Source organism: Vibrio sp. B1ASS3 (assembly GCF_905175355.1).
In the GTDB taxonomy this organism is placed as follows: domain Bacteria; phylum Pseudomonadota; class Gammaproteobacteria; order Enterobacterales; family Vibrionaceae; genus Vibrio; species Vibrio owensii.
In genome coordinates this window covers 3,661,687-3,680,938 of sequence record NZ_HG992742.1, presented here as the reverse complement: position 1 = coordinate 3,680,938, position 19,252 = coordinate 3,661,687, and the positions used below count along the sequence as shown (strand labels likewise).

The window sequence follows — 19,252 nt, the reverse complement described above, 5'->3', positions numbered from 1 at the left end:
TTTTTTGATACAGTCACTTTTATTTTTTTTTGCTGTTGTTCAAGAATCTCATTCTCAAGGGATTGTAATAATGCCTTCAAACCAGAGTTTCTCTGGAAATGTTTTTACTCCTAATGCCCAAGTAATTGATAGTAACATTTTTAACTTAACTTATGCGAAGGGTGGACCATTATTTGATGAAGTTGAAGACGTCGATATTATAAGGTTGTCTCTAGGTATTATAAATGACTTGGAGGTACACTCTAGTATTATTACTGAAAGTTATAATGCCAACTGTTTTTCGGGTGAGTTCTGTGGAATTAGAGATATGTCTTTTTCATTTAAGTACAAAATGCCTAACTTTTATGAACTAGATGGTTTGAGCTTTGCAATTGGTGTTCAAGACTTAGGCGGAGCCGCCAATAAATTTAACACTAACTATTTGGTTTCAGATTATCAACCTGATGGATTACCTATTCGCTTCTCTGTAGGTGTAGGGGATTCTTCTATTCCTATGGGGGTCATGGATGGACTATTTGGTGGTATAGAATACCAACCATTTGATTTTGTTCAGCTCACCAGTGAATACGATGCTGTCGAGTTTAACTCATCAGTGAAAGTGTTCACACCAGAAGAGTTGCTACCTTACGACATAACGGCTTCGTTGAGTTACCAAATTTACTCTGGCCATGAGACGGATGAACAGACAATTTGGAATGCGGCATTGTCTATCCCGCTCATCACCGATTACACCCGCTCTCGTGAGTATGCTCGTAACAATGTGTCACTGATGGAAAAGCTCTCTCTAGAGCAAAGCAAAGCGGATAATGCGTCAATCTCTGCCTTGGTCAGTGCATTGCGTAACGAAGGTTTTGTGAATATTCAAATCGGCATCTTAAATCAATCGGTTGTCGTGGCGCTAGAGAACCGCCGTTACAACCATAACCAAATGGATGGTTTGGGCGTGGCGATGGGGATCATTTCAAGTCACTTCGGTACAAGCTCCGCACAAGAAATGGGCTTAAGTTCTGATCGTGTAGAGTTAATTCTATTGGCAAACCAAAAACCGGTGGTGAGTGTGCAAACGGATGCGACTTGTTATCAGGGCTTTGTGAATGGTTCTGCGACATGTGATGACATTCAATTCAGTACCAAGAATCTATCCGACAAGCTTGAGTTGGTGGAGTGGAAAACAGAGCGCGTAAACAGTGGAACGTTAGATTCACAATTGGTGCTATCGCCAATGGTGCGTCACGGTGTTGCAACAGAGTATGGTGTTTACGATTACTCTTTCGCTATGTCGAGCAACCTCTATACTTTCTTGTGGTCTGGTGCTGCTGTAGATGTTCGTCATATCTTGCCATTAGCGGAAAGCGACGATTTTGAAGAGGGCGGTTACTTTGAAGATAGTGCCTATGAAAACGAAATTGACCGTGCCATGATGCATCAATTTTTCCGCTTGCCATATGTCGATGTTGCTAACCAAGTGTCGTTAGGTTTGGTGAAAACCGATTATGTCGGCGCTCGTAGTGAATCTGCTTGGTTCTCTCCATCTGGTGCTCATGCCCTTGGTCTAGAGGTGAGCTATTTCCAGCACATGGATGAGAAAGACAAAAATGGTTATGCGAACCCAGATCGTCAAACGTTTCTAACTCGTTATACCTTTAGTATGCCGGAATGGGATTGGCAGTTTAATGCGACCGCGGGTGAGTTTTGGAAAGGGGATGTCGGCGCGAAGCTCACGACTTCACATTGGTTTGAGGACATTGAAGTTTCTGCGAGCTACCAAGTGACGAAGTTTAATGATACCGATGAAGAGCAGTTCGTTACTGTTGCGGTGAAACTACCTCTGACACCTTGGCGTGATATGTCTCCTAGTTTACTTCAGGTTCGTGGCAATGAAGCTTATGACTTCAACGTTACTACGCGAGTTGGTAATGATCAAAACTTCTTAAGTACAGGGCAAGGCGATGAGCTGGTGATGGATAACAGCATGCTTCGCCGTTACTTCAACCGTGGCCGTTACGGTAGTGATTACTTCGAAGAGAACAAAATCCGTATGCGTAATGCTTACCTTCGTTATTTGACTACTCAGTTAAATTAACAGTACTTATTTTAAATCAAAGTCAGATTGAAGATTACCTTCTACCGTGAGATGGAAGAATTTGTTATTCTCTCGTCAGTTTGAAAGTTAGGACATAAAAATGAAAATTGCTGTTGCAGGTACAGGCTACGTAGGCCTATCTAATGCTATGTTGTTAGCACAAAACCATGAAGTGGTTGCAGTAGACATCATCGAAGAAAAAGTGGCAATGTTAAACAATAAGCAATCACCAATAGTGGATGCTGAAATTGAACATTTTCTTGCGACGAAAACACTAAACTTTGCTGCTACGTTAGATAAAGAACAAGCATACCAAGGTGCGGAATATGTGGTGATTGCAACGCCTACGGATTACGACCCGCAAACCAACTACTTCAATACATCTTCAGTAGAGGCGGTGATTAAGGATGTGATGGCAATTAACCCAGAAGCGGTAATGGTAATTAAGTCTACCGTGCCAGTGGGTTATACCACACGTATTAAAGAAGAGTTGGGTTGTGAGAACGTCATCTTCTCTCCAGAGTTCCTGCGTGAAGGTAAAGCGCTTTACGACAATTTGCACCCATCTCGTATTATCGTGGGTGAGCGTAGCGAACGTGCAGAAATGTTTGCAGGTTTATTAGTAGAAGGTGCAGTAAAAGAAGATATCCAAGTTCTCTTTACTGACTCTACAGAGGCAGAAGCGGTTAAACTGTTCTCTAACACTTACCTTGCTATGCGTGTGGCGTACTTCAATGAGCTAGACTCTTATGCAGAGGCGCATGGCTTAGACGCTCGTCAGATTATTGAAGGCGTAGGTCTAGACCCGCGTATTGGCAACCACTACAACAACCCTTCCTTTGGTTATGGTGGTTACTGCCTTCCTAAAGATACTAAGCAGTTGCTTGCGAACTATCAGGAAGTACCAAACAACATTATTGGTGCCATTGTGGATGCAAACCGCACTCGTAAAGACTTCGTAGCGGAATCTATCCTCAAGCGTGAACCAAAAGTTGTTGGTATCTATCGTCTAATCATGAAGGCTGGTTCTGATAACTTCCGCGCTTCCTCTATCCAAGGCATCATGAAACGCATCAAAGCGAAAGGCGTTGAAGTTGTGGTTTACGAGCCGGTGTTAAAAGAAGATGACTTCTTTAATTCTCGAGTGATGAAAGATCTAAATGAATTCAAGCAAACGGCAGATGTGATTGTCTCTAACCGCATGGTTGAAGAGTTGGCGGACGTTGCAGACAAAGTTTACACACGTGACTTGTTTGGTAGCGACTAAGAAAAGCGTTATTAAGTTTACAAAGCTCCCACGTTGGGGGCTTTTTTTTCAGTTGGTGATAATGAAATGATTAATAAATGTCTATTTCCTGCAGCAGGTTACGGTACTCGTTTCCTACCTGCAACTAAGTCCATGCCGAAAGAAATGATGCCAGTGGTGAACAAGCCATTGATCGAATACGGTGTTGAAGAAGCCATTGAAGCGGGCATGGATGGCATGTGTATTGTCACAGGCCGTGGCAAACATTCCCTGATGGATCACTTCGACAAAAACTACGAGCTGGAACATCAAATCTCAGGCACAAGTAAAGAAGCGCTGTTGGATGATATCCGCTCTTTGATTGATTCAGCGAGTTACACATACATCCGTCAACGTGAGATGAAAGGCTTAGGCCACGCTATTCTAACGGGTCGTGAGTTGGTTGGGGATGAGCCATTTGCTGTTGTTCTAGCAGACGATCTTTGTGTGAATGAAGAGCAAGGTGTTTTGGCACAAATGGTAGAGCTCTACAAGCAGTTCCGTTGTTCTATTGTAGCTGTTCAAGAAGTACCAGAAACTGAAACCCATAAATATGGCGTGATTGCTGGTGAGATGATCAAAGACGACATCTTCCGCATTGATAATATGGTAGAAAAACCAGAGCCGGGTACGGCACCAAGTAACCTTGCGATTATTGGTCGCTACATTTTGACTCCAGACATTTTTGAACTGATCGAAAATACTGAACCAGGCAAAGGTGGCGAAATTCAAATTACAGATGCGTTAATGAAACAAGCGCAGTCCGGGTGCGTGCTAGCGTACAAATTTAAAGGTCATCGTTTTGATTGTGGTAGCGTAGAGGGTTACATCGAGGCGACAAACTACTGCTACGAGAACCTATACAAGAAGGCCTCTAGTGCAGAGTTGGCAAAAAAGCCAACGGTGAAAGTGGCAGAGCCAGCTTAAGAGCAGGTGGGTTTTGCTATCGTTATAAGTAGATTCCTGATGTCGCCTAGGCTCCTCGGAATGACAGGATGCTTGTGGGTATGTTTGTCGTTTGGCGGTTTTAAGTTTGGCGTGAGTGAGCGGGAGATTCCTGATGTCACTTGGGCTCCTCGGAATGACTGGATGCTTGTGGGTATGCCTGCTGTTTGATGGTTTTAAGTTTGGCGTGAGTGATGGGCAGATTCCTGATGTCGTTTAGGTCCTCAGAATGTAACTATTCACCCATGAGCTATTGACGACGGTTTACGCTAAAAATACTGGCGCCTGATAATCAACTTTCAACATGTGATGTTCGACGATTTCACGCAGCCATTTATAAGCAGAGACCTGCTGAAGTTTGGCTGTTTCTATCAGCGAGAACATTCGTTCGCGGAACTGGTCGCCTCGATATGAGCGAGTCACGTAACAACACTTCCTCATCAGTATGTAATTACGGAGAACTCGCTCCGCTGCGTTGTTTGTTAACGGGCACTCGGAGTCGTCCATAAACCGCCAGACCATAGCATCATCAGCGATGAGATTTCGACATCTACCTCGATATCGTTTTGAGCATTGATAACTACCCAATTTGAGCCAATGAAGCCAGCTCTTTCGTAACCGCCTGAGTCGGCGGTAATATTGGCTTTCGGTAATTTCTTCTTCGATATATCGGTGATGACACCTGAATACGCTATGAGCGATTAAAGCGAGTTTGTCTCCGATTTTTTGGTTTTCAGGACAAACGCTTTCCTCGATAGCGATGACGTTCCTTAATATGTGAGCCCAGCATAATTGGCGCTTAGATTCGTCGATATATTTGTAGGCAGAATATTGGTCAGTCACTAAAAGGTGTGAAACCGCTTCACCAAGTAGTCGTTTGGCAGCATGTTGGTTTCTTCCGCTGTTAATTTGGAAAAAGGCTACGTTATTGCTGAGTGCGGCCCACATCCAGCGTTTATCATTATTGCGCTGATGTGAAGTCTCATCAGCCATAATCAGTTTAGATGCTTTTACTGTGTCATGGATTTGAGTATGAGTATCAGCTAAGTATTCAGTGACTCGTCCTTGCGCCGCAGATATTGCACCTGTTGAGAAGTTAAGCTGGAAGACGTCTTTCAGCATAGATTGTATTTTACCTATGCTTTGGTGGTGCTGCGTCGCTTGGATTGCGATAAAGCTATGTAGATTTGGCCCCATTTGAACATCGGGCACAGACTCTGGAAGCTCCGCTTGATGCTTATCACCACACCATGAGCACTCGCCTTTAAAAATTTGATGTTCAACAAGCGTGTATGAGATATCTGGCAAGTCAAAGATTTGGTGTCGTTTATAAGGTTTTCTATTTGGAATAACACACCCACCGCAGTGGCATATCTTATTCGGTAAATATTGCTCAACCGAGGCGCTCTCTTCAATAGGATGAAGCAGTCGGCGATTGCCTTTATGACCTGGTTGAGCTCCTTGCTTTTTTCCAGATTTCTTCCGATTCGGCGAAGTATTTTTAGCTTTATTATGCAGGGGTTGTTGAGATGATGGCACAGAAGAGTTGCGACTATTTTGGTTTAGCCTATCTTCAAGCTCAGCCAACTTATTCCATAAAAAGTGGATGATATCTTTCGCCTCTTCAGGCGAATCGAAATCTGGCGGTGGAGGTAATGTTTTCTTATTCATACCTCCAGATTGCCACCACAAAAAGATCACTCAAGTTGAATGTGGGATCAAGTTAACTCAGTCACATAAATTTGCTGTCAATAGCTCCTGGGTGAATAGTTACCTCAGAATGACAGAACTCACTAGATCGTAAGTAAACAAAAAGGGATGCGTGATGCATCCCTTTGTTATTTCTGCTTAGTCAAAAGCGAAATTAAGCTTTAGCTGCTGCCGCTGCTTTAGCGATAGCTACGAAGCTCTTAGCGTCTAGAGAAGCGCCGCCAACTAGAGCACCGTCGATGTCTGGTTGTGAGAAGTAAGCTTCTGCGTTTTCTGGTTTAACAGAACCGCCGTATTGGATGATTACTTGTGCTGCAACTGCTTCGTCTTTTGCTGCGATTAGTGCGCGGATAGAAGCGTGGATGCGTTGTGCATCTTCAGCTGTTGCTGCTTTACCAGTACCGATAGCCCAGATTGGTTCGTAAGCGATGATTGCGCCGTTTAGAGCTTCAACACCGTAAGTGTCGATAACTGCGTTGATTTGACGTGCACATACTGCTTCAGTTTCGCCAGCTTCGTTTTGAGCTTCAGATTCACCGATACAGAAAACAGGAGTTAGACCGTTTTCTTTTAGTAAGTTGAATTTCTTCGCGATGAACTCGTCAGATTCGTTGTGGTATTCACGACGCTCTGAGTGACCGATGATGATGTGAGAAGCACCGAAGTCTTTCAGCATTTCTGGAGACATGTCGCCAGTGAAAGCACCGCTGTTGTTTAGGTCAGTGTTTTGTGCACCTAGGATAACTTTGTTACCGCCTTCAGCGATTACGCGCTCAGCTAGATCGATGTAAAGAGCTGGTGGAGCTACTGCTACGTCTACACCTTCAACGCCTTCAAGTTCAGCGTTAATACCTGTTAGTAGCTCAGTTACCATTGCTTTGCTACCGTTTAGTTTCCAGTTACCCATCACTACAGGACGACGCATAGGAATATCTCCCTTATCTTTAATGTAAATAGTCTATTAATGTAAAAAATCTACGTAGGAATATAACAGAATAATGTGAACAGATCATGATTGGCGTCATGTCTTATTCGGCTTTCTTCATCTGGTCGGTGCTGCATTTGTTCTGTTATTTTTGTCAAAAGCAATCGATTGGTGATCGCGTAGACAGAATGATAGTCCATTCCTCGGAAATTGCCGCTTAGATTGGTATTACTACGGGTTAAAAGTTAGCCGTAATAAGAAAGGAATCAAAATGCCAAACTTAGTTTTAGAATATTCCAACTCGGTCGATGAGCGTGTGAATGTTCAGGGCCTATTAGAAGACTTACACAAAGTGACTTTAGACAGTGGTTTGTTCGAGCTTGCTTCCGTTAAGTCTCGTGCACTTCGTTGCCACAATTGGCTGGTCGGGGAAGAGGGCGATAGTGTGGACTTTATCCACATCAACTTTGATTTGCTTGCAGGAAGAAGCCCTGAACAGAAGCGGGAATTATCAAGAGCACTGATGGTAGTACTGCAAGAACAGGCGAGCCATGTTCGCAGTTTGACCGTGAATGTTCGAGATATGGATATTGATTGCTTCCAGAAGGTGGTAAATTAGACACACTAGATTTACTTAGTGCGGCCAAGGAGTTGTCGCACTTTCAATATGTTGAGTGTTTCGATGTCGATTAAAGGTAACTATTCACCCAGGAGCTATTGACAGCAAATTTATGTGACTGAGTTAACTTGATCCCACATTCAACTTGAGTGATCTTTTTGTGGTGGCAATCTGGAGGTATGAATAAGAAAACATTACCTCCACCGCCAGATTTCGATTCGCCTGAAGAGGCGAAAGATATCATCCACTTTTTATGGAATAAGTTGGCTGAGCTTGAAGATAGGCTAAACCAAAATAGTCGCAACTCTTCTGTGCCATCATCTCAACAACCCCTGCATAATAAAGCTAAAAATACTTCGCCGAATCGGAAGAAATCTGGAAAAAAGCAAGGAGCTCAACCAGGTCATAAAGGCAATCGCCGACTGCTTCATCCTATTGAAGAGAGCGCCTCGGTTGAGCAATATTTACCGAATAAGATATGCCACTGCGGTGGGTGTGTTATTCCAAATAGAAAACCTTATAAACGACACCAAATCTTTGACTTGCCAGATATCTCATACACGCTTGTTGAACATCAAATTTTTAAAGGCGAGTGCTCATGGTGTGGTGATAAGCATCAAGCGGAGCTTCCAGAGTCTGTGCCCGATGTTCAAATGGGGCCAAATCTACATAGCTTTATCGCAATCCAAGCGACGCAGCACCACCAAAGCATAGGTAAAATACAATCTATGCTGAAAGACGTCTTCCAGCTTAACTTCTCAACAGGTGCAATATCTGCGGCGCAAGGACGAGTCACTGAATACTTAGCTGATACTCATACTCAAATCCATGACACAGTAAAAGCATCTAAACTGATTATGGCTGATGAGACTTCACATCAGCGCAATAATGATAAACGCTGGATGTGGGCCGCACTCAGCAATAACGTAGCCTTTTTCCAAATTAACAGCGGAAGAAACCAACATGCTGCCAAACGACTACTTGGTGAAGCGGTTTCACACCTTTTAGTGACTGACCAATATTCTGCCTACAAATATATCGACGAATCTAAGCGCCAATTATGCTGGGCTCACATATTAAGGAACGTCATCGCTATCGAGGAAAGCGTTTGTCCTGAAAACCAAAAAATCGGAGACAAACTCGCTTTAATCGCTCATAGCGTATTCAGGTGTCATCACCGATATATCGAAGAAGAAATTACCGAAAGCCAATATTACCGCCGACTCAGGCGGTTACGAAAGAGCTGGCTTCATTGGCTCAAATTGGGTAGTTATCAATGCTCAAAACGATATCGAGGTAGATGTCGAAATCTCATCGCTGATGATGCTATGGTCTGGCGGTTTATGGACGACTCCGAGTGCCCGTTAACAAACAACGCAGCGGAGCGAGTTCTCCGTAATTACATACTGATGAGGAAGTGTTGTTACGTGACTCGCTCATATCGAGGCGACCAGTTCCGCGAACGAATGTTCTCGCTGATAGAAACAGCCAAACTTCAGCAGGTCTCTGCTTATAAATGGCTGCGTGAAATCGTCGAACATCACATGTTGAAAGTTGATTATCAGGCGCCAGTATTTTTAGCGTAAACCGTCGTCAATAGCTCATGGGTGAATAGTTACGATTAAAGAACTACTGTTTTCTTTCCAAGGTCGTATAGGCCGTAAAACTTACTGGATGTGGAATATAATCTACTACATCATGATCTTGGGCTTTGGTGCAGGCATCAGTAAGTTGTTCCCTGCGTTTTCTTATATTCTTCTGCCTATCTTCCTATTGATTCTTCTTATCCCGGATTTGGCGATCACCACTAAGCGCTGGCATGACCGTAATAAGTCGATTTACTGGCTAGCGTTAAACATCCCGTTGATCATTGGTCGAGTTGCAACGCCGATGACGAATCCTGCAGCACAAGACCCATCGACACCGCAATGATGATCGCTTCGATTTCTCTTATTTGTGGCCTATGGATTCTGGTGGAGTGTGGTTTCTTGAAAGGTACGGTAGGCCAGAACAGCTACGGTCCTGAGCCGAAGTAAGGCCTCTGGGTATCGGACTCGTTGGACGTAGATTCTTAGTCTCGCTGGAGCTCGCTAGAATGACAGTTTACTTTTAGTCATCTGGCTGCTAAACGCACAATGTCCCCAGATTTCCGTCATTCTGAACAGTGAGGAACGAACGTGATTCAGAATCTACTTACCAAGCGCTCCTTAGATAATGCCCCTACATCTCTAGCGTTGAAACTGGATTCTTAGTCTCGCTGAGGCTCTCTAGAGTGACAGGTTTATTTTATTTAATAGTAAGTTAAATTAACTGTCATTCTGAAAAGCGAGGGACGAGCGTGATTCAGAATCTACTCACCGAGTGCTCCGAGTTTGAAGTAAGCTAACTTTGCTGGTGGGTTACAATAGGAAACTAAAACAACTCGTTAAGGAGAATGAACCATCGACAAAACACCTTGCGTTTACATCCTAACTTCAAAAAATAACTCTGTTCTCTACATTGGTGTTACCAGTCAACTGGCCCAAAGAATATGGCAACATAAAAACGGTGTAGTCGAGGGCTTTACCAAGAAGTATCACGTTCATAAGCTCGTTTACTTTGAACTGTTCGAAGACATGGCTTTAGCCATAAACAGAGAAAAGCAGCTGAAACAATGGAAGCGTGAATGGAAGTTAGATTTAGTGAGAAAAACGAATCCTGACTTTCTCGATTTATCCAATGAGTTTTAGTAAAAATCATCCCTACCTCTAAACGCTCTCAACTCAACGACATCGGCTTTTTGAGTTGGTGCAGACTTCCCTTGTAATACCTCTCTAAATTTCACCACCTGTTTCTGTAGCTCATTCATCAACATAACATTGGTGTGGTTTGGGTTCTTGCAGTTGTGGATGACTCTATCTATGTGGCTTTGTTGCGCCCATAATCTTGGCTGCATCTGCTCTGAGGCACCTTCGATCATCTCTTTTGCCATATCATGACGAAACTGTTCAAAGGCTTCGGGATCGCGTTCCGCCATTTTTACCATTTCATCGAATGAGGGCAAAACTTGTTGTTTGTGGGTGCTTGGCATGGCTATCTCCAAATCCATTGGACGTTGCTCCTAATTAATAAAAGCTTAATCCATGTAGAAACGGAGATAGAAAGAATTACAACATCTTCTCATTAATAAGAGCGTATGTTCATAATAAGGTGGAAGAGAGTCGAGATATTAGGCTTGAATGCGGTACACGCAGCGGCGTTGACCACTGATGATGTGCTCAGCTCGCTCTATTTTGGTGTCACTGCCGAGAAGTGACTGGAAGACGTTGAGCTCAGATTGGCACAAGCTTGGGCAACGAGTCGCAGCTTTACAGATAGGGCAGTGGTTTTCGATGAGAATAAATCCATGCTCATCTTTCTCTAATTCTGCCATGTAGCCTTCTTGCTCACGCAGAGAAACCAGTGTCTTTAGTTTGCTCTCTAGAGAGTCACACTGCTCAAGATGCTGTTGGTAGTTTTGTAAGGTGAGTTTCTCGCGCTCGGACGTGACTTTCTCCAATCCGTCTTTACCGAAGATGTGCTCTACCGATTCAATAAACTGAATGGTCAGTTCACCGTGGCGATCAGCAAATTGCTCATGACCTTTTTGTGTAAGAGACCAATGACGAGTTGGGCGACCAACTTTGACTTTTACATCATGAATCGACAGGACGCCGTCATCTTCCAAACCTTGTAGATGCTGACGCGCACCCATGGTCGTCATACCCAGTTCAGAAGAGAGTTGTTTCGCGGTGACAGAGCCATCACGCTTAACGATTTGCAAAATCCTATCTACGGTCTTCATATACCCACCATTTATACGTCAGTACATATTATGCGCGATAGGGTTAGTAAAGAAAAGTGTTGACTTAGTTTGTGTGTGGATTTGTTGGGTCTATGCTCATGCGAACAAAGATATGTCGTCATTCTGAACAACGAGGAACGAGATGATTCAGAATCTATTGTCCGTTTGTGCTGTGGTTTAAGGTGAGTAGGAAAGAATAGGGGGTTGCTGTGACTGGATCCTTAGTCTCGCTAGGATAACGAACTCTTTTGGTTTATAGCTTGCTAAAGTAATCGTCATTCTGAACAGCGAGGAACTAGGTGATTCAGAATCTATTATCCGTTGATTCTATAGCCTGAGTTTAGGAATAAAGATGGGGAGCTCGCTGGAACTAAATTCTTGCTCGCTAGAGTGAGGCACTCTGATGATGACAAAGGAAGCGTAAATGACTTGCAGGGAAAGAAAGGCTCCAACTCAGAGTGAGCGGGAGCCTCGAACAATGATTACAGAATGATATCGCGCACTTCTGGATCTTTACGCTCTAGGTAGTGTGTAGACTTGATGCGGCGGATAGTACGACAACGACCACGAATCAGTAGGGTTTCTGTTGTTGCGATATTGCCTTGGCGAGAGATGCCTTCTAGCAGGTCGCCTTTAGTGATGCCTGTTGCTGAGAAGACAACGTTGTCGCTGCGCGCCATGTCTTCCATCTTCAATACAACATTCGCTTTTACACCCATCTCTTCACAGCGTTGTAGTTCCGCTGAGCCGTAGATGCGGTTTTCTTCCGTATCGCCTTTTACTTCGTGACGAGGAAGAAGACGACCATGCATGTCACCGTCCAGTGCGCGAATCACGGCTGCAGATACTACACCTTCTGGTGCGCCGCCGATGCAGTACATCATGTCTACTTCACTGTCAGGCATACAAGTTAGGATTGAAGCAGCTACGTCACCGTCTGGCACTGCGAATACGCGAACGCCCATGGCTTGCATCTCTGCGATCACTTTATCGTGACGAGGCTTCGCAAGAGTAATAACGACTAGCGTATCAAGAGGCTTGTTCAGTGCTTTTGCTACGTTTTCTAGGTTTTCTTTAAGTGGCTTACCTAGGTCGATAACGCCTTTTGCTCCTGGACCAACAACCAATTTTTCCATGTACATGTCCGGTGCTTTAAGGAAGCTGCCTTTCTCACCAGCTGCCAATACTGCTAGGGCGTTAGATTGACCCATTGCGGTCATGCGTGTGCCTTCGATTGGGTCTACCGCGATATCGACTTCGTCGCCACCAATACCCACTTGCTCACCGATGTACAGCATTGGTGCATCATCGATTTCACCTTCACCAATAACGATTTCACCACTGATGTCTGTTTTATTCAGTAGGGTGCGCATCACTTCAACTGCAGCACCGTCCGCTGCGTTTTTGTCGCCACGGCCAAGCCATTTGTAACCAGCCAAAGCGGCACCTTCAGTAACACGGGAAAATGCCATTGCTAAATCGCGTTTCATGATGTCTCCAAGTAACAAGAGGGAAGAATAATTTGCGCGGCGATTTTATCACATCGTCAGTTAAACGTTTGCCTTTTTGCTGAGCTTTTACTTTAACTAAGTTGAATTTGATCAATACTTGGGTGAGTTTATGGGGTAGTGATGGGAAAATACATTGCTCAAAAATGCTTCGAGGATAAGAAAAGTCAGCGTTTAGTGAGATTGCGCTGATTTTTTAACCGAATGATGCAAAATATCGAATATAGTAAGTGTTTCTCATCGCTACGCTGAGTAGAATGAACCTCATAGGTAAGGTGCAAGCGAACGCTCGCGCATCGTCCCACGGAATAACAATAGGTAGGCCAAGATGTCTTTTGAAGTACTAGAACAACTAGAAGCGAAAATTCAAACTGCAGTTGACACAATCACTCTTCTTCAGATGGAAGTTGAAGAGCTGAAAGAAGACAAAGTGAAATTAGAAGCTGAAGCTAACGAAATGCGTTCTCAACGTGAAGAGCTTGAGCAAAAATCTCAGCAAGCTCAACAAGAGCATGCTCAGTGGCAAGAGCGCATTCGTGCACTACTTGGCAAGATGGACGAAGTGGAATAATTCACTTAAGTATCCAGAATCAAAAACACCCGCTTCGGCGGGTGTTTGCGTATTTGGCGATGGGGTGTTAGCGATGTAGTTAGTCGCTAATCATGGAGTGAGGTTAATTTAACCTTCCTCACCTTCGTCTTCTTCATCGAGCTCTAAATCTACATTGAGAGGCTCAGGAGAGAGAATGATGCCAGTGCTATCTGCATAGATGTAATCTTCAGGTAGGAAGCTAACACCGCCGAAGTTAACCGGCACGTCGATTTCACCGATACCTTGGTTTGCTGCCCCGACAGGGATAGACGCGAGTGCTTGAATGCCAAGGTTCATATCTTCTAGTTCGTCCACTTCACGGACGCAACCGTAAACGACAATTCCTTCCCATTCGTTTTCTTCTGCAAGCGTTGCGATTTCTGCATCGATTAAGGCTCTGCGTAGGGAACCGCCACCATCAATCAACAATACTCGTCCGATACCATCTTGTTCTAACGTTTCGCGGATCAGTGCGTTGTCTTCAAAGCACTTAACTGTCGTCACTTGCCCGGCAAACGACGCTCGGCCGCCAAAGTTACTGAACATTGGTTCAACTACATCTACCTGATCAAGATAGATATCACAGAGTGCTGAGGTATTGTATTCCATAGCGTACCTTTCTAAACAGAAACTGTTGTCTTTGAGTATATCTAGGCATTAAGTCAATGCAATGACAATCCTTTTTTAACTCATCAGAGTTTGAGCTACCACAATTGTTGCAAATAAAACGTTAGTGACCAGTGAGCATTTCACAACAACAGGCATCATAGGTGCGATTTGCGCTGGCTTCTCGGTATCCCAAACCGCTTTACCGTGATGAGCCACCACGTAAATGCTGATCAAGAAGGGCAGACTAATCCACACTGGCTTGTCTTGAATAAGCAGGTAAGCCGCGAAAGCCAATAGGGCACCACCAAGTAAAATGAAGTGGTATTGCTTTGCTTTACGTTGGCCAAGTCGAACGGCCATGGTGCGCTTACCGCATTCGCTGTCGTTTTCAATGTCACGCATATTGTTGATGTTCAGCACTGCTACCGCTAACAAGCCACAGCCCAATGCAGGTAAGAACAATGTCGCATCTACATGACCAGTATGTAGGAAGTAGGTACCAGACACACCAAGTAAACCAAAGAAGATGAAAACGGACAGGTCGCCTAAGCCGACGTAGCCGTATGGTTTGCTACCCATGGTGTAAGCAATCGCTGCGATAATGGCAAGAATGCCAAGACCGATAAAGGTAATGATGCTCTCAAAAGAACTCAGTGCGTAAAACACCAGAGTTAAGCCAGCAATTGCCGTCAGAATGATATTGAAGATGATCGCGACTTTCATTTGCTGTGCTGTGACTGCGCCAGATTGCATTGCGCGCTGAGGGCCTAAACGGTTGTCGTTGTCCGTGCCTTGCACTGCATCGCCGTAGTCGTTCGCAAGGTTCGACAAAATTTGCAGTAGGGTCGCCGTGATAAACGCCATAATGGCAATCGTCAGCGAGAAGTGTCCCGCAGAGTAGGCGAGTACGCTACCGGTCAAAATAGACACCAGTGCGAGGGGTAATGTTTTTGGGCGAGCGGCTTCAAGCCAGATCTGCAATGATTGTTTCATGGATATTTCGTGCTAGTAACCAATGTGCCCAGTATAAGCACAAAGCGCTCAATACGCTATTGACCTGAAGCAAGTCAATTAAGAGTCAAAGGGTTACGGAGAAGGAACACAGTTTCCATATTTGAGGCAATAAAAAGGCTGCCAATATGGCAGCCTTGATGAGAGTCGAGGCTCGCTTAAAGAATAAAGCGGCTTAGATCTTCATCTTCAATCGTATCGCCTAGGCGGTCTTTCACGTAAGCCGCGTTAATGACGAACTTCTCACCGGCTTTTTCTGTTGCGTCGTAAGAAATCTCGTCCATCAGACGCTCCATCACAGTGTGTAGACGACGCGCACCAATGTTCTCAGTGGTTTCGTTTACTGTCCATGCCGCTTCCGCGATTTGTGTGATGCCATCTTCAGTGAATTCTACATCTACGCTCTCTGTTTTCATCAGTGCAATGTACTGCTCTGTCAGAGACGCTTTTGGCTCGGTTAGGATGCGTTTAAAGTCATTGCTGCTTAGCGCTTCAAGTTCTACGCGGATTGGTAGACGACCTTGTAGTTCTGGGATCAGATCAGAAGGTTTCGCTACTTGGAATGCACCAGATGCTACAAACAAGATGTGGTCAGTTTTCACCATGCCGTGCTTCGTTGATACCGTGCTACCTTCGATTAGCGGTAGTAGGTCACGCTGAACACCTTCACGAGAAACATCAGGGCCAGAACTTTCACCGCGCTTACAAATCTTGTCGATTTCGTCGATGAATACGATGCCGTTGTTCTCTACGTTGAAGATTGCCGACTCTTTCAGCTCTTCTTGGTTAACCAGTTTCGCAGCTTCTTCTTCTGCCAACGCTTTCATTGCGTCTTTGATTTTCAGCTTACGTTTCTTCTTAGTGTCACCGGCTAGGTTTTGGAACATGCCTTGTAGCTGGTTGGTCATTTCTTCCATACCAGGAGGCGCCATGATCTCTACACCCATTTGCGGTGCAGCTACGTCGATGTCGATTTCTTTGTCATCTAGCTGGCCTTCACGCAGTTTCTTGCGGAAGATTTGACGCGTGTTCGATGTGTCCTCTTTTTGCTCAGATTGACCCCAAGCATCGCGAGCTGGTGGAAGTAGAGCATCAAGAATACGCTCTTCCGCTTGCTCTTCAGCGCGGAATTTTACTTTTTCCATCGCTTGTTGGTGAGTCATCTTCACTGCAACATCGGTAAGGTCGCGGATGATGGTTTCCACTTCTTTACCTACGTAACCCACTTCCGTGAACTTAGTTGCTTCTACTTTAATGAATGGTGCATTTGCCAGTTTAGCAAGACGACGTGCGATTTCAGTTTTACCTACACCAGTAGGACCAATCATTAGAATGTTCTTTGGCGTTACTTCAACACGCAAGCTTTCTTCAAGCTGCATGCGACGCCAGCGGTTACGTAGTGCAATCGCAACCGAACGTTTTGCTTTGTCTTGACCAATGATGTGGCGGTTCAGTTCATGAACGATTTCGCGAGGAGTCATTTCAGACATATTCTTTCCTTACTTCGTTACGATTGCTTTTAAGCCGTTGGCTTAGGAAGCTCTACTGTAGATTCTAGTTCTTCTACAGTGTGGTGATGGTTGGTGAATACACAGATGTCGCCAGCAATGTTCAATGCTTTTTCCGCGATTTCACGCGCGTCTAGGTCTGTGTTTTCTAATAGGGCTGTTGCTGCAGCTTGTGCGTACGCGCCGCCAGATCCAATTGCGATCAGATCGTTTTCTGGCTGCACCACATCACCGTTACCCGTGATGATCAATGAAGCGGTTTCATCTGCTACTGCCAATAGGGCTTCTAGTTTGCGAAGTGCGCGGTCGCTACGCCAATCTTTTGCTAGCTCCACCGCTGCCTTTGTTAAATGGCCTTGGTGCATTTGCAGCTTGCTTTCGAAGCGCTCGAATAAGGTGAAGGCATCTGCTGTACCGCCAGCGAAGCCTGCAAGCACTTGGTTGTTGTATAGGCGGCGAACTTTGCGCGCGTTGCCTTTCATTACGGTATTGCCTAGCGACACTTGGCCATCACCCGCGATGACGACTTTATTGTTTCGACGTACAGATACAATGGTAGTCACAGTCGACCTCTTAATTATTTCTCTTTGGATTTAATTAAGTATATGGGGCAAATGAATTGTGGATTCAAGGGGAAGTTGTTTTTCGATGATAGACAGAGTGCTTTGTCTTTTTGAACAAGAATGAGAGCGATGGCGTTGGGGCAAATAAGGCGTGCTGGTGACGTGTTATCTGTGTCACTCCCTACAGTGAAGCTAAACGAGTAGGGAATCTCGCTTTCCTGCCCTCTAGATAATAGAAAAGACCAACCGATCGCTCGGTTGGTCTCTGTATTTCATCGAACTGTGAGAATTATAGATTCTCTTTCCAAATAGCACATGGCTCGATCTTCGCGCGTTGCAGTTTGTGACGATCTTTTTCTGCATCTCGTTTGAACTTGTATGGACCAAGAACAACACGATACCAAGAGCTGCCTTCTTTCTTAATGACTCGGCTGGTCATGCCCTGGAAGGCGATAGCTAACTTACGCTCTTCGGCTTGGCTTTGCTTTTTGTAAGCGCCACACTGCATCACGTAAGGTACTTTGGATACTTGAATTTCTTTCGCAACGACTTCTACTTCACGCTGCGGTAAAGATTCCACATACTCCCACTTTTCTTCTGGTGGAGGTGGAATGTCTTTCTTCGCCTTTGGTTTGCTGGTGGTATTCGTTACGGGCTTTTCAACCACAACAGTTTGCTCAGGTTCTGGATCAGAGCTTAACAAATACAGTCCATAGCCAAAGCCGCCCACGAGCAAGATTGCCAGTAGACCACTACGCCAAGGTTTTTTTCTTGAAGGTTGTTTTTTTGTAGACTTTTTCGGAGCGCCGCGTCCGCGTCTTACATAATCTCTATTTGCCACGGTTACTTCAGGTCATCAAGGATTCTGGCAAATATGTTAATCCAGAACGCAATGAGAAAACACCCTATTCGAACATTCTTGTTAGCTACGTACAGGAAAGTAGGCATAAAAAAGCGACGCCAGAAGCATCGCTTTCATGTTTATTTACTGATTAACGCAATGGCGGTGGCGCTGCGCTGCCACGAACAACCAACTTAGTCTCTAGTAAACGAGAGCCGGAGTGAACGTCATGGCCTTTCAATAGTTCAAGCATCATTAACATTGCTTGACGACCGATTTCATAACGAGGTTGGGAGATAGTCGTTAACGGTGGATCGCAGTATTGTGCGAACTGAATGTCATCAAAGCCCACGATCGATAAATCTTGAGGAATACGTAACCCTAGACGTTTCGCTTCTTGAATGGCACCTATCGCCATGGTGTCACAGTGGCAGAAGAGTGCGGTTGGCGGTTCCGGTAACTCAAGGAGTTTACGTACTGCTTGCACGCCGCCTTCAAAAGAGAAGTCAGCGATTACGCTGTATTGCTCTTCTTTATTAATGCCTGCGCGACGAAGCGCTTGCTGGTAACCCTGTTGGCGGAATTGGCAAAGTACCGCAGTGTCTGGACCAGAGATTTGAGCAATACGCTTATGGCCAAGTTGAGTCAGGTAGTTTACAGCCTCGAACGCAGAAGTAAGGTTGTCGATGTGCACCGTTGGCAGTTCAAGCTCTGGTGCGAACTCACACGCCATCACCATAGGTGGTAGGTTTTTCTGTTCCGGCTTGCTGACATCAAAAGGCAGGTCGGTTCCTAGAAGCAGCATGCCATCAGCTTGTTTGGTGAAGACTAAGTTTACAAATGAGCTTTCACGCTTTTTCTGCTGACCGCTATCACCAAGTAGAACAAGGTAGCCGTGCTCCATTGCTGCGTCTTCAATGCCGCGAATAATCTCAGAGAAGTACGGGTCGCAAATGTCTGGGACGATAGTGACAATGGTCTTTGATTCATTTCTACGTAAGTTACGAGCTAATGAATTCGGTGAATAACCAGCTTCTAGTACGGCATCTTCCACTCTCTTTCTTGTCGATGAAGAGACTTTTTCTGGATTCATCAATGCTCGCGATACCGTAGCAGTAGATACCCCTGCAAGCTGGGCAACATCCTTCATTGTCGCCATAGTTTTTACCCTCTTAAAATAATTGCCAAGATGACGTTCATCATTTTTCTAATTGAAGTCTATGTGACTGA

Annotated in this window: 17 protein-coding genes and 2 pseudogenes; 8 read left to right on the top strand and 11 right to left on the bottom strand. The window is 44.8% G+C overall.

Annotated features, from left to right (window positions below; translation table 11 throughout):
- The first annotated feature begins 70 nt into the window (after positions 1-70).
- The 3 genes from KJB05_RS16705 (at position 71) to galU (ending at position 4,295) form a co-directional block, all read left to right on the top strand.
- Positions 71-2,083 (top strand): YjbH domain-containing protein, encoded by a 2,013-nt coding sequence (locus KJB05_RS16705; RefSeq protein WP_208446330.1) that lies wholly within the window; start codon positions 71-73, stop codon positions 2,081-2,083.
- Between the two features lie 100 nt (positions 2,084-2,183).
- Entirely contained in the window at positions 2,184-3,350 is a 1,167-nt protein-coding gene (locus tag KJB05_RS16700; RefSeq protein ID WP_208446329.1) for a nucleotide sugar dehydrogenase, read from the top strand.
- A gap of 66 nt (positions 3,351-3,416) precedes the next feature.
- Positions 3,417-4,295 carry a UTP--glucose-1-phosphate uridylyltransferase GalU gene (gene galU / locus KJB05_RS16695; RefSeq protein ID WP_208446328.1) on the top strand — a complete coding sequence of 293 codons (879 nt, stop codon included), beginning with the start codon at positions 3,417-3,419 and terminating at the stop codon, positions 4,293-4,295.
- Between the two features lie 282 nt (positions 4,296-4,577).
- On the opposite strand, the gene KJB05_RS16690 is transcribed toward galU, so the two are convergent.
- Both KJB05_RS16690 and tpiA read right to left on the bottom strand, forming a co-directional pair.
- Positions 4,578-5,984 carry an IS66 family transposase gene (locus KJB05_RS16690; RefSeq protein WP_208446529.1) on the bottom strand — a complete coding sequence of 469 codons (1,407 nt, stop codon included), beginning with the start codon at positions 5,982-5,984 and terminating at the stop codon, positions 4,578-4,580.
- A gap of 193 nt (positions 5,985-6,177) precedes the next feature.
- A complete protein-coding gene (gene tpiA / locus KJB05_RS16685) occupies positions 6,178-6,948 on the bottom strand; it encodes a triose-phosphate isomerase (protein ID WP_208446522.1) in 771 nt (256 codons plus the stop codon).
- A gap of 271 nt (positions 6,949-7,219) precedes the next feature.
- On the opposite strand from tpiA, the gene KJB05_RS16680 reads away from it, so the two are divergent.
- The 4 genes and pseudogenes from KJB05_RS16680 to KJB05_RS16665 all read left to right on the top strand — a co-directional run bounded on the left by KJB05_RS16680 (position 7,220) and on the right by KJB05_RS16665 (position 10,296).
- The gene (locus tag KJB05_RS16680; RefSeq protein ID WP_005428160.1) at positions 7,220-7,567 is read left to right on the top strand and encodes a 5-carboxymethyl-2-hydroxymuconate Delta-isomerase; all 348 of its coding nucleotides are present in this window, start codon (positions 7,220-7,222) and stop codon (positions 7,565-7,567) included.
- A gap of 179 nt (positions 7,568-7,746) precedes the next feature.
- Positions 7,747-9,153, top strand: coding sequence for an IS66 family transposase (locus tag KJB05_RS16675; protein ID WP_208446529.1), 1,407 nt, complete (start codon positions 7,747-7,749; stop codon positions 9,151-9,153).
- Positions 9,154-9,241: 88 nt separating this feature from the next.
- Positions 9,242-9,603 (top strand): annotated as a pseudogene (locus KJB05_RS16670) (DUF805 domain-containing protein).
- Positions 9,604-10,008: 405 nt separating this feature from the next.
- Entirely contained in the window at positions 10,009-10,296 is a 288-nt protein-coding gene (locus KJB05_RS16665; RefSeq protein WP_208444350.1) for a GIY-YIG nuclease family protein, read from the top strand.
- On the opposite strand, the gene KJB05_RS16660 is transcribed toward KJB05_RS16665, so the two are convergent.
- The 3 genes from KJB05_RS16660 to glpX form a co-directional block, all read right to left on the bottom strand.
- Complete coding sequence (locus KJB05_RS16660) at positions 10,293-10,655, bottom strand: DUF3135 domain-containing protein (RefSeq protein WP_208444349.1); 363 nt, start codon at positions 10,653-10,655, stop codon at positions 10,293-10,295. The two genes, KJB05_RS16665 and KJB05_RS16660, sit on opposite strands and share 4 nt — an antisense overlap.
- 120 nt (positions 10,656-10,775) lie before the next feature.
- Positions 10,776-11,390: a metalloregulator ArsR/SmtB family transcription factor gene (locus tag KJB05_RS16655; RefSeq protein ID WP_208444348.1), complete on the bottom strand. Its 615-nt coding sequence runs from the start codon at positions 11,388-11,390 to the stop codon at positions 10,776-10,778.
- A 482-nt stretch (positions 11,391-11,872) separates the two neighbouring features.
- Positions 11,873-12,880 (bottom strand): class II fructose-bisphosphatase, encoded by a 1,008-nt coding sequence (gene glpX / locus KJB05_RS16650; protein WP_039984690.1) that lies wholly within the window; start codon positions 12,878-12,880, stop codon positions 11,873-11,875.
- A gap of 346 nt (positions 12,881-13,226) precedes the next feature.
- On the opposite strand from glpX, the gene zapB reads away from it, so the two are divergent.
- Complete coding sequence (gene zapB, locus KJB05_RS16645) at positions 13,227-13,469, top strand: cell division protein ZapB (protein WP_005435037.1); 243 nt, start codon at positions 13,227-13,229, stop codon at positions 13,467-13,469.
- A gap of 108 nt (positions 13,470-13,577) precedes the next feature.
- On the opposite strand, the gene rraA is transcribed toward zapB, so the two are convergent.
- The 6 genes and pseudogenes from rraA to cytR form a co-directional block, all read right to left on the bottom strand.
- Positions 13,578-14,099 carry a ribonuclease E activity regulator RraA gene (gene rraA, locus KJB05_RS16640; RefSeq protein WP_039841359.1) on the bottom strand — a complete coding sequence of 174 codons (522 nt, stop codon included), beginning with the start codon at positions 14,097-14,099 and terminating at the stop codon, positions 13,578-13,580.
- 75 nt (positions 14,100-14,174) lie between these two features.
- A complete protein-coding gene (locus KJB05_RS16635; RefSeq protein WP_020196515.1) occupies positions 14,175-15,092 on the bottom strand; it encodes a 1,4-dihydroxy-2-naphthoate polyprenyltransferase in 918 nt (305 codons plus the stop codon).
- 176 nt (positions 15,093-15,268) lie between these two features.
- Positions 15,269-16,600, bottom strand: coding sequence for an HslU--HslV peptidase ATPase subunit (hslU, locus tag KJB05_RS16630; protein WP_020196516.1), 1,332 nt, complete (start codon positions 16,598-16,600; stop codon positions 15,269-15,271).
- 29 nt (positions 16,601-16,629) lie between these two features.
- Entirely contained in the window at positions 16,630-17,181 is a 552-nt protein-coding gene (hslV, locus tag KJB05_RS16625; RefSeq protein WP_005435051.1) for an ATP-dependent protease subunit HslV, read from the bottom strand.
- 289 nt (positions 17,182-17,470) lie between these two features.
- Positions 17,471-18,022 (bottom strand): SPOR domain-containing protein, encoded by a 552-nt coding sequence (locus KJB05_RS16620; RefSeq protein ID WP_020196517.1) that lies wholly within the window; start codon positions 18,020-18,022, stop codon positions 17,471-17,473.
- Between the two features lie 151 nt (positions 18,023-18,173).
- Positions 18,174-19,184, bottom strand: a pseudogene (gene cytR / locus KJB05_RS16615) (DNA-binding transcriptional regulator CytR); the annotation flags it as partial.
- Positions 19,185-19,252: the final 68 nt, after the last annotated feature.

Excerpts from the sequence above, each read along its gene's own strand:
- KJB05_RS16660 (WP_208444349.1), bottom strand. The coding sequence starts at position 10,655 with ATGGATTTGGAGATAGCCATGCCAAGCACCCACAAACAACAAGTTTTG.
- zapB (WP_005435037.1), top strand. The coding sequence starts at position 13,227 with ATGTCTTTTGAAGTACTAGAACAACTAGAAGCGAAAATTCAAACTGCA.
- galU (WP_208446328.1), top strand. The coding sequence starts at position 3,417 with ATGATTAATAAATGTCTATTTCCTGCAGCAGGTTACGGTACTCGTTTC.
- KJB05_RS16675 (WP_208446529.1), top strand. The coding sequence starts at position 7,747 with ATGAATAAGAAAACATTACCTCCACCGCCAGATTTCGATTCGCCTGAA.
- hslU (WP_020196516.1), bottom strand. The coding sequence starts at position 16,600 with ATGTCTGAAATGACTCCTCGCGAAATCGTTCATGAACTGAACCGCCAC.
- KJB05_RS16705 (WP_208446330.1), top strand. The coding sequence starts at position 71 with ATGCCTTCAAACCAGAGTTTCTCTGGAAATGTTTTTACTCCTAATGCC.
- KJB05_RS16655 (WP_208444348.1), bottom strand. The coding sequence starts at position 11,390 with ATGAAGACCGTAGATAGGATTTTGCAAATCGTTAAGCGTGATGGCTCT.
- tpiA (WP_208446522.1), bottom strand. The coding sequence starts at position 6,948 with ATGCGTCGTCCTGTAGTGATGGGTAACTGGAAACTAAACGGTAGCAAA.
- rraA (WP_039841359.1), bottom strand. The coding sequence starts at position 14,099 with ATGGAATACAATACCTCAGCACTCTGTGATATCTATCTTGATCAGGTA.
- KJB05_RS16635 (WP_020196515.1), bottom strand. The coding sequence starts at position 15,092 with ATGAAACAATCATTGCAGATCTGGCTTGAAGCCGCTCGCCCAAAAACA.
- KJB05_RS16690 (WP_208446529.1), bottom strand. The coding sequence starts at position 5,984 with ATGAATAAGAAAACATTACCTCCACCGCCAGATTTCGATTCGCCTGAA.
- KJB05_RS16680 (WP_005428160.1), top strand. The coding sequence starts at position 7,220 with ATGCCAAACTTAGTTTTAGAATATTCCAACTCGGTCGATGAGCGTGTG.
- glpX (WP_039984690.1), bottom strand. The coding sequence starts at position 12,880 with ATGAAACGCGATTTAGCAATGGCATTTTCCCGTGTTACTGAAGGTGCC.
- KJB05_RS16700 (WP_208446329.1), top strand. The coding sequence starts at position 2,184 with ATGAAAATTGCTGTTGCAGGTACAGGCTACGTAGGCCTATCTAATGCT.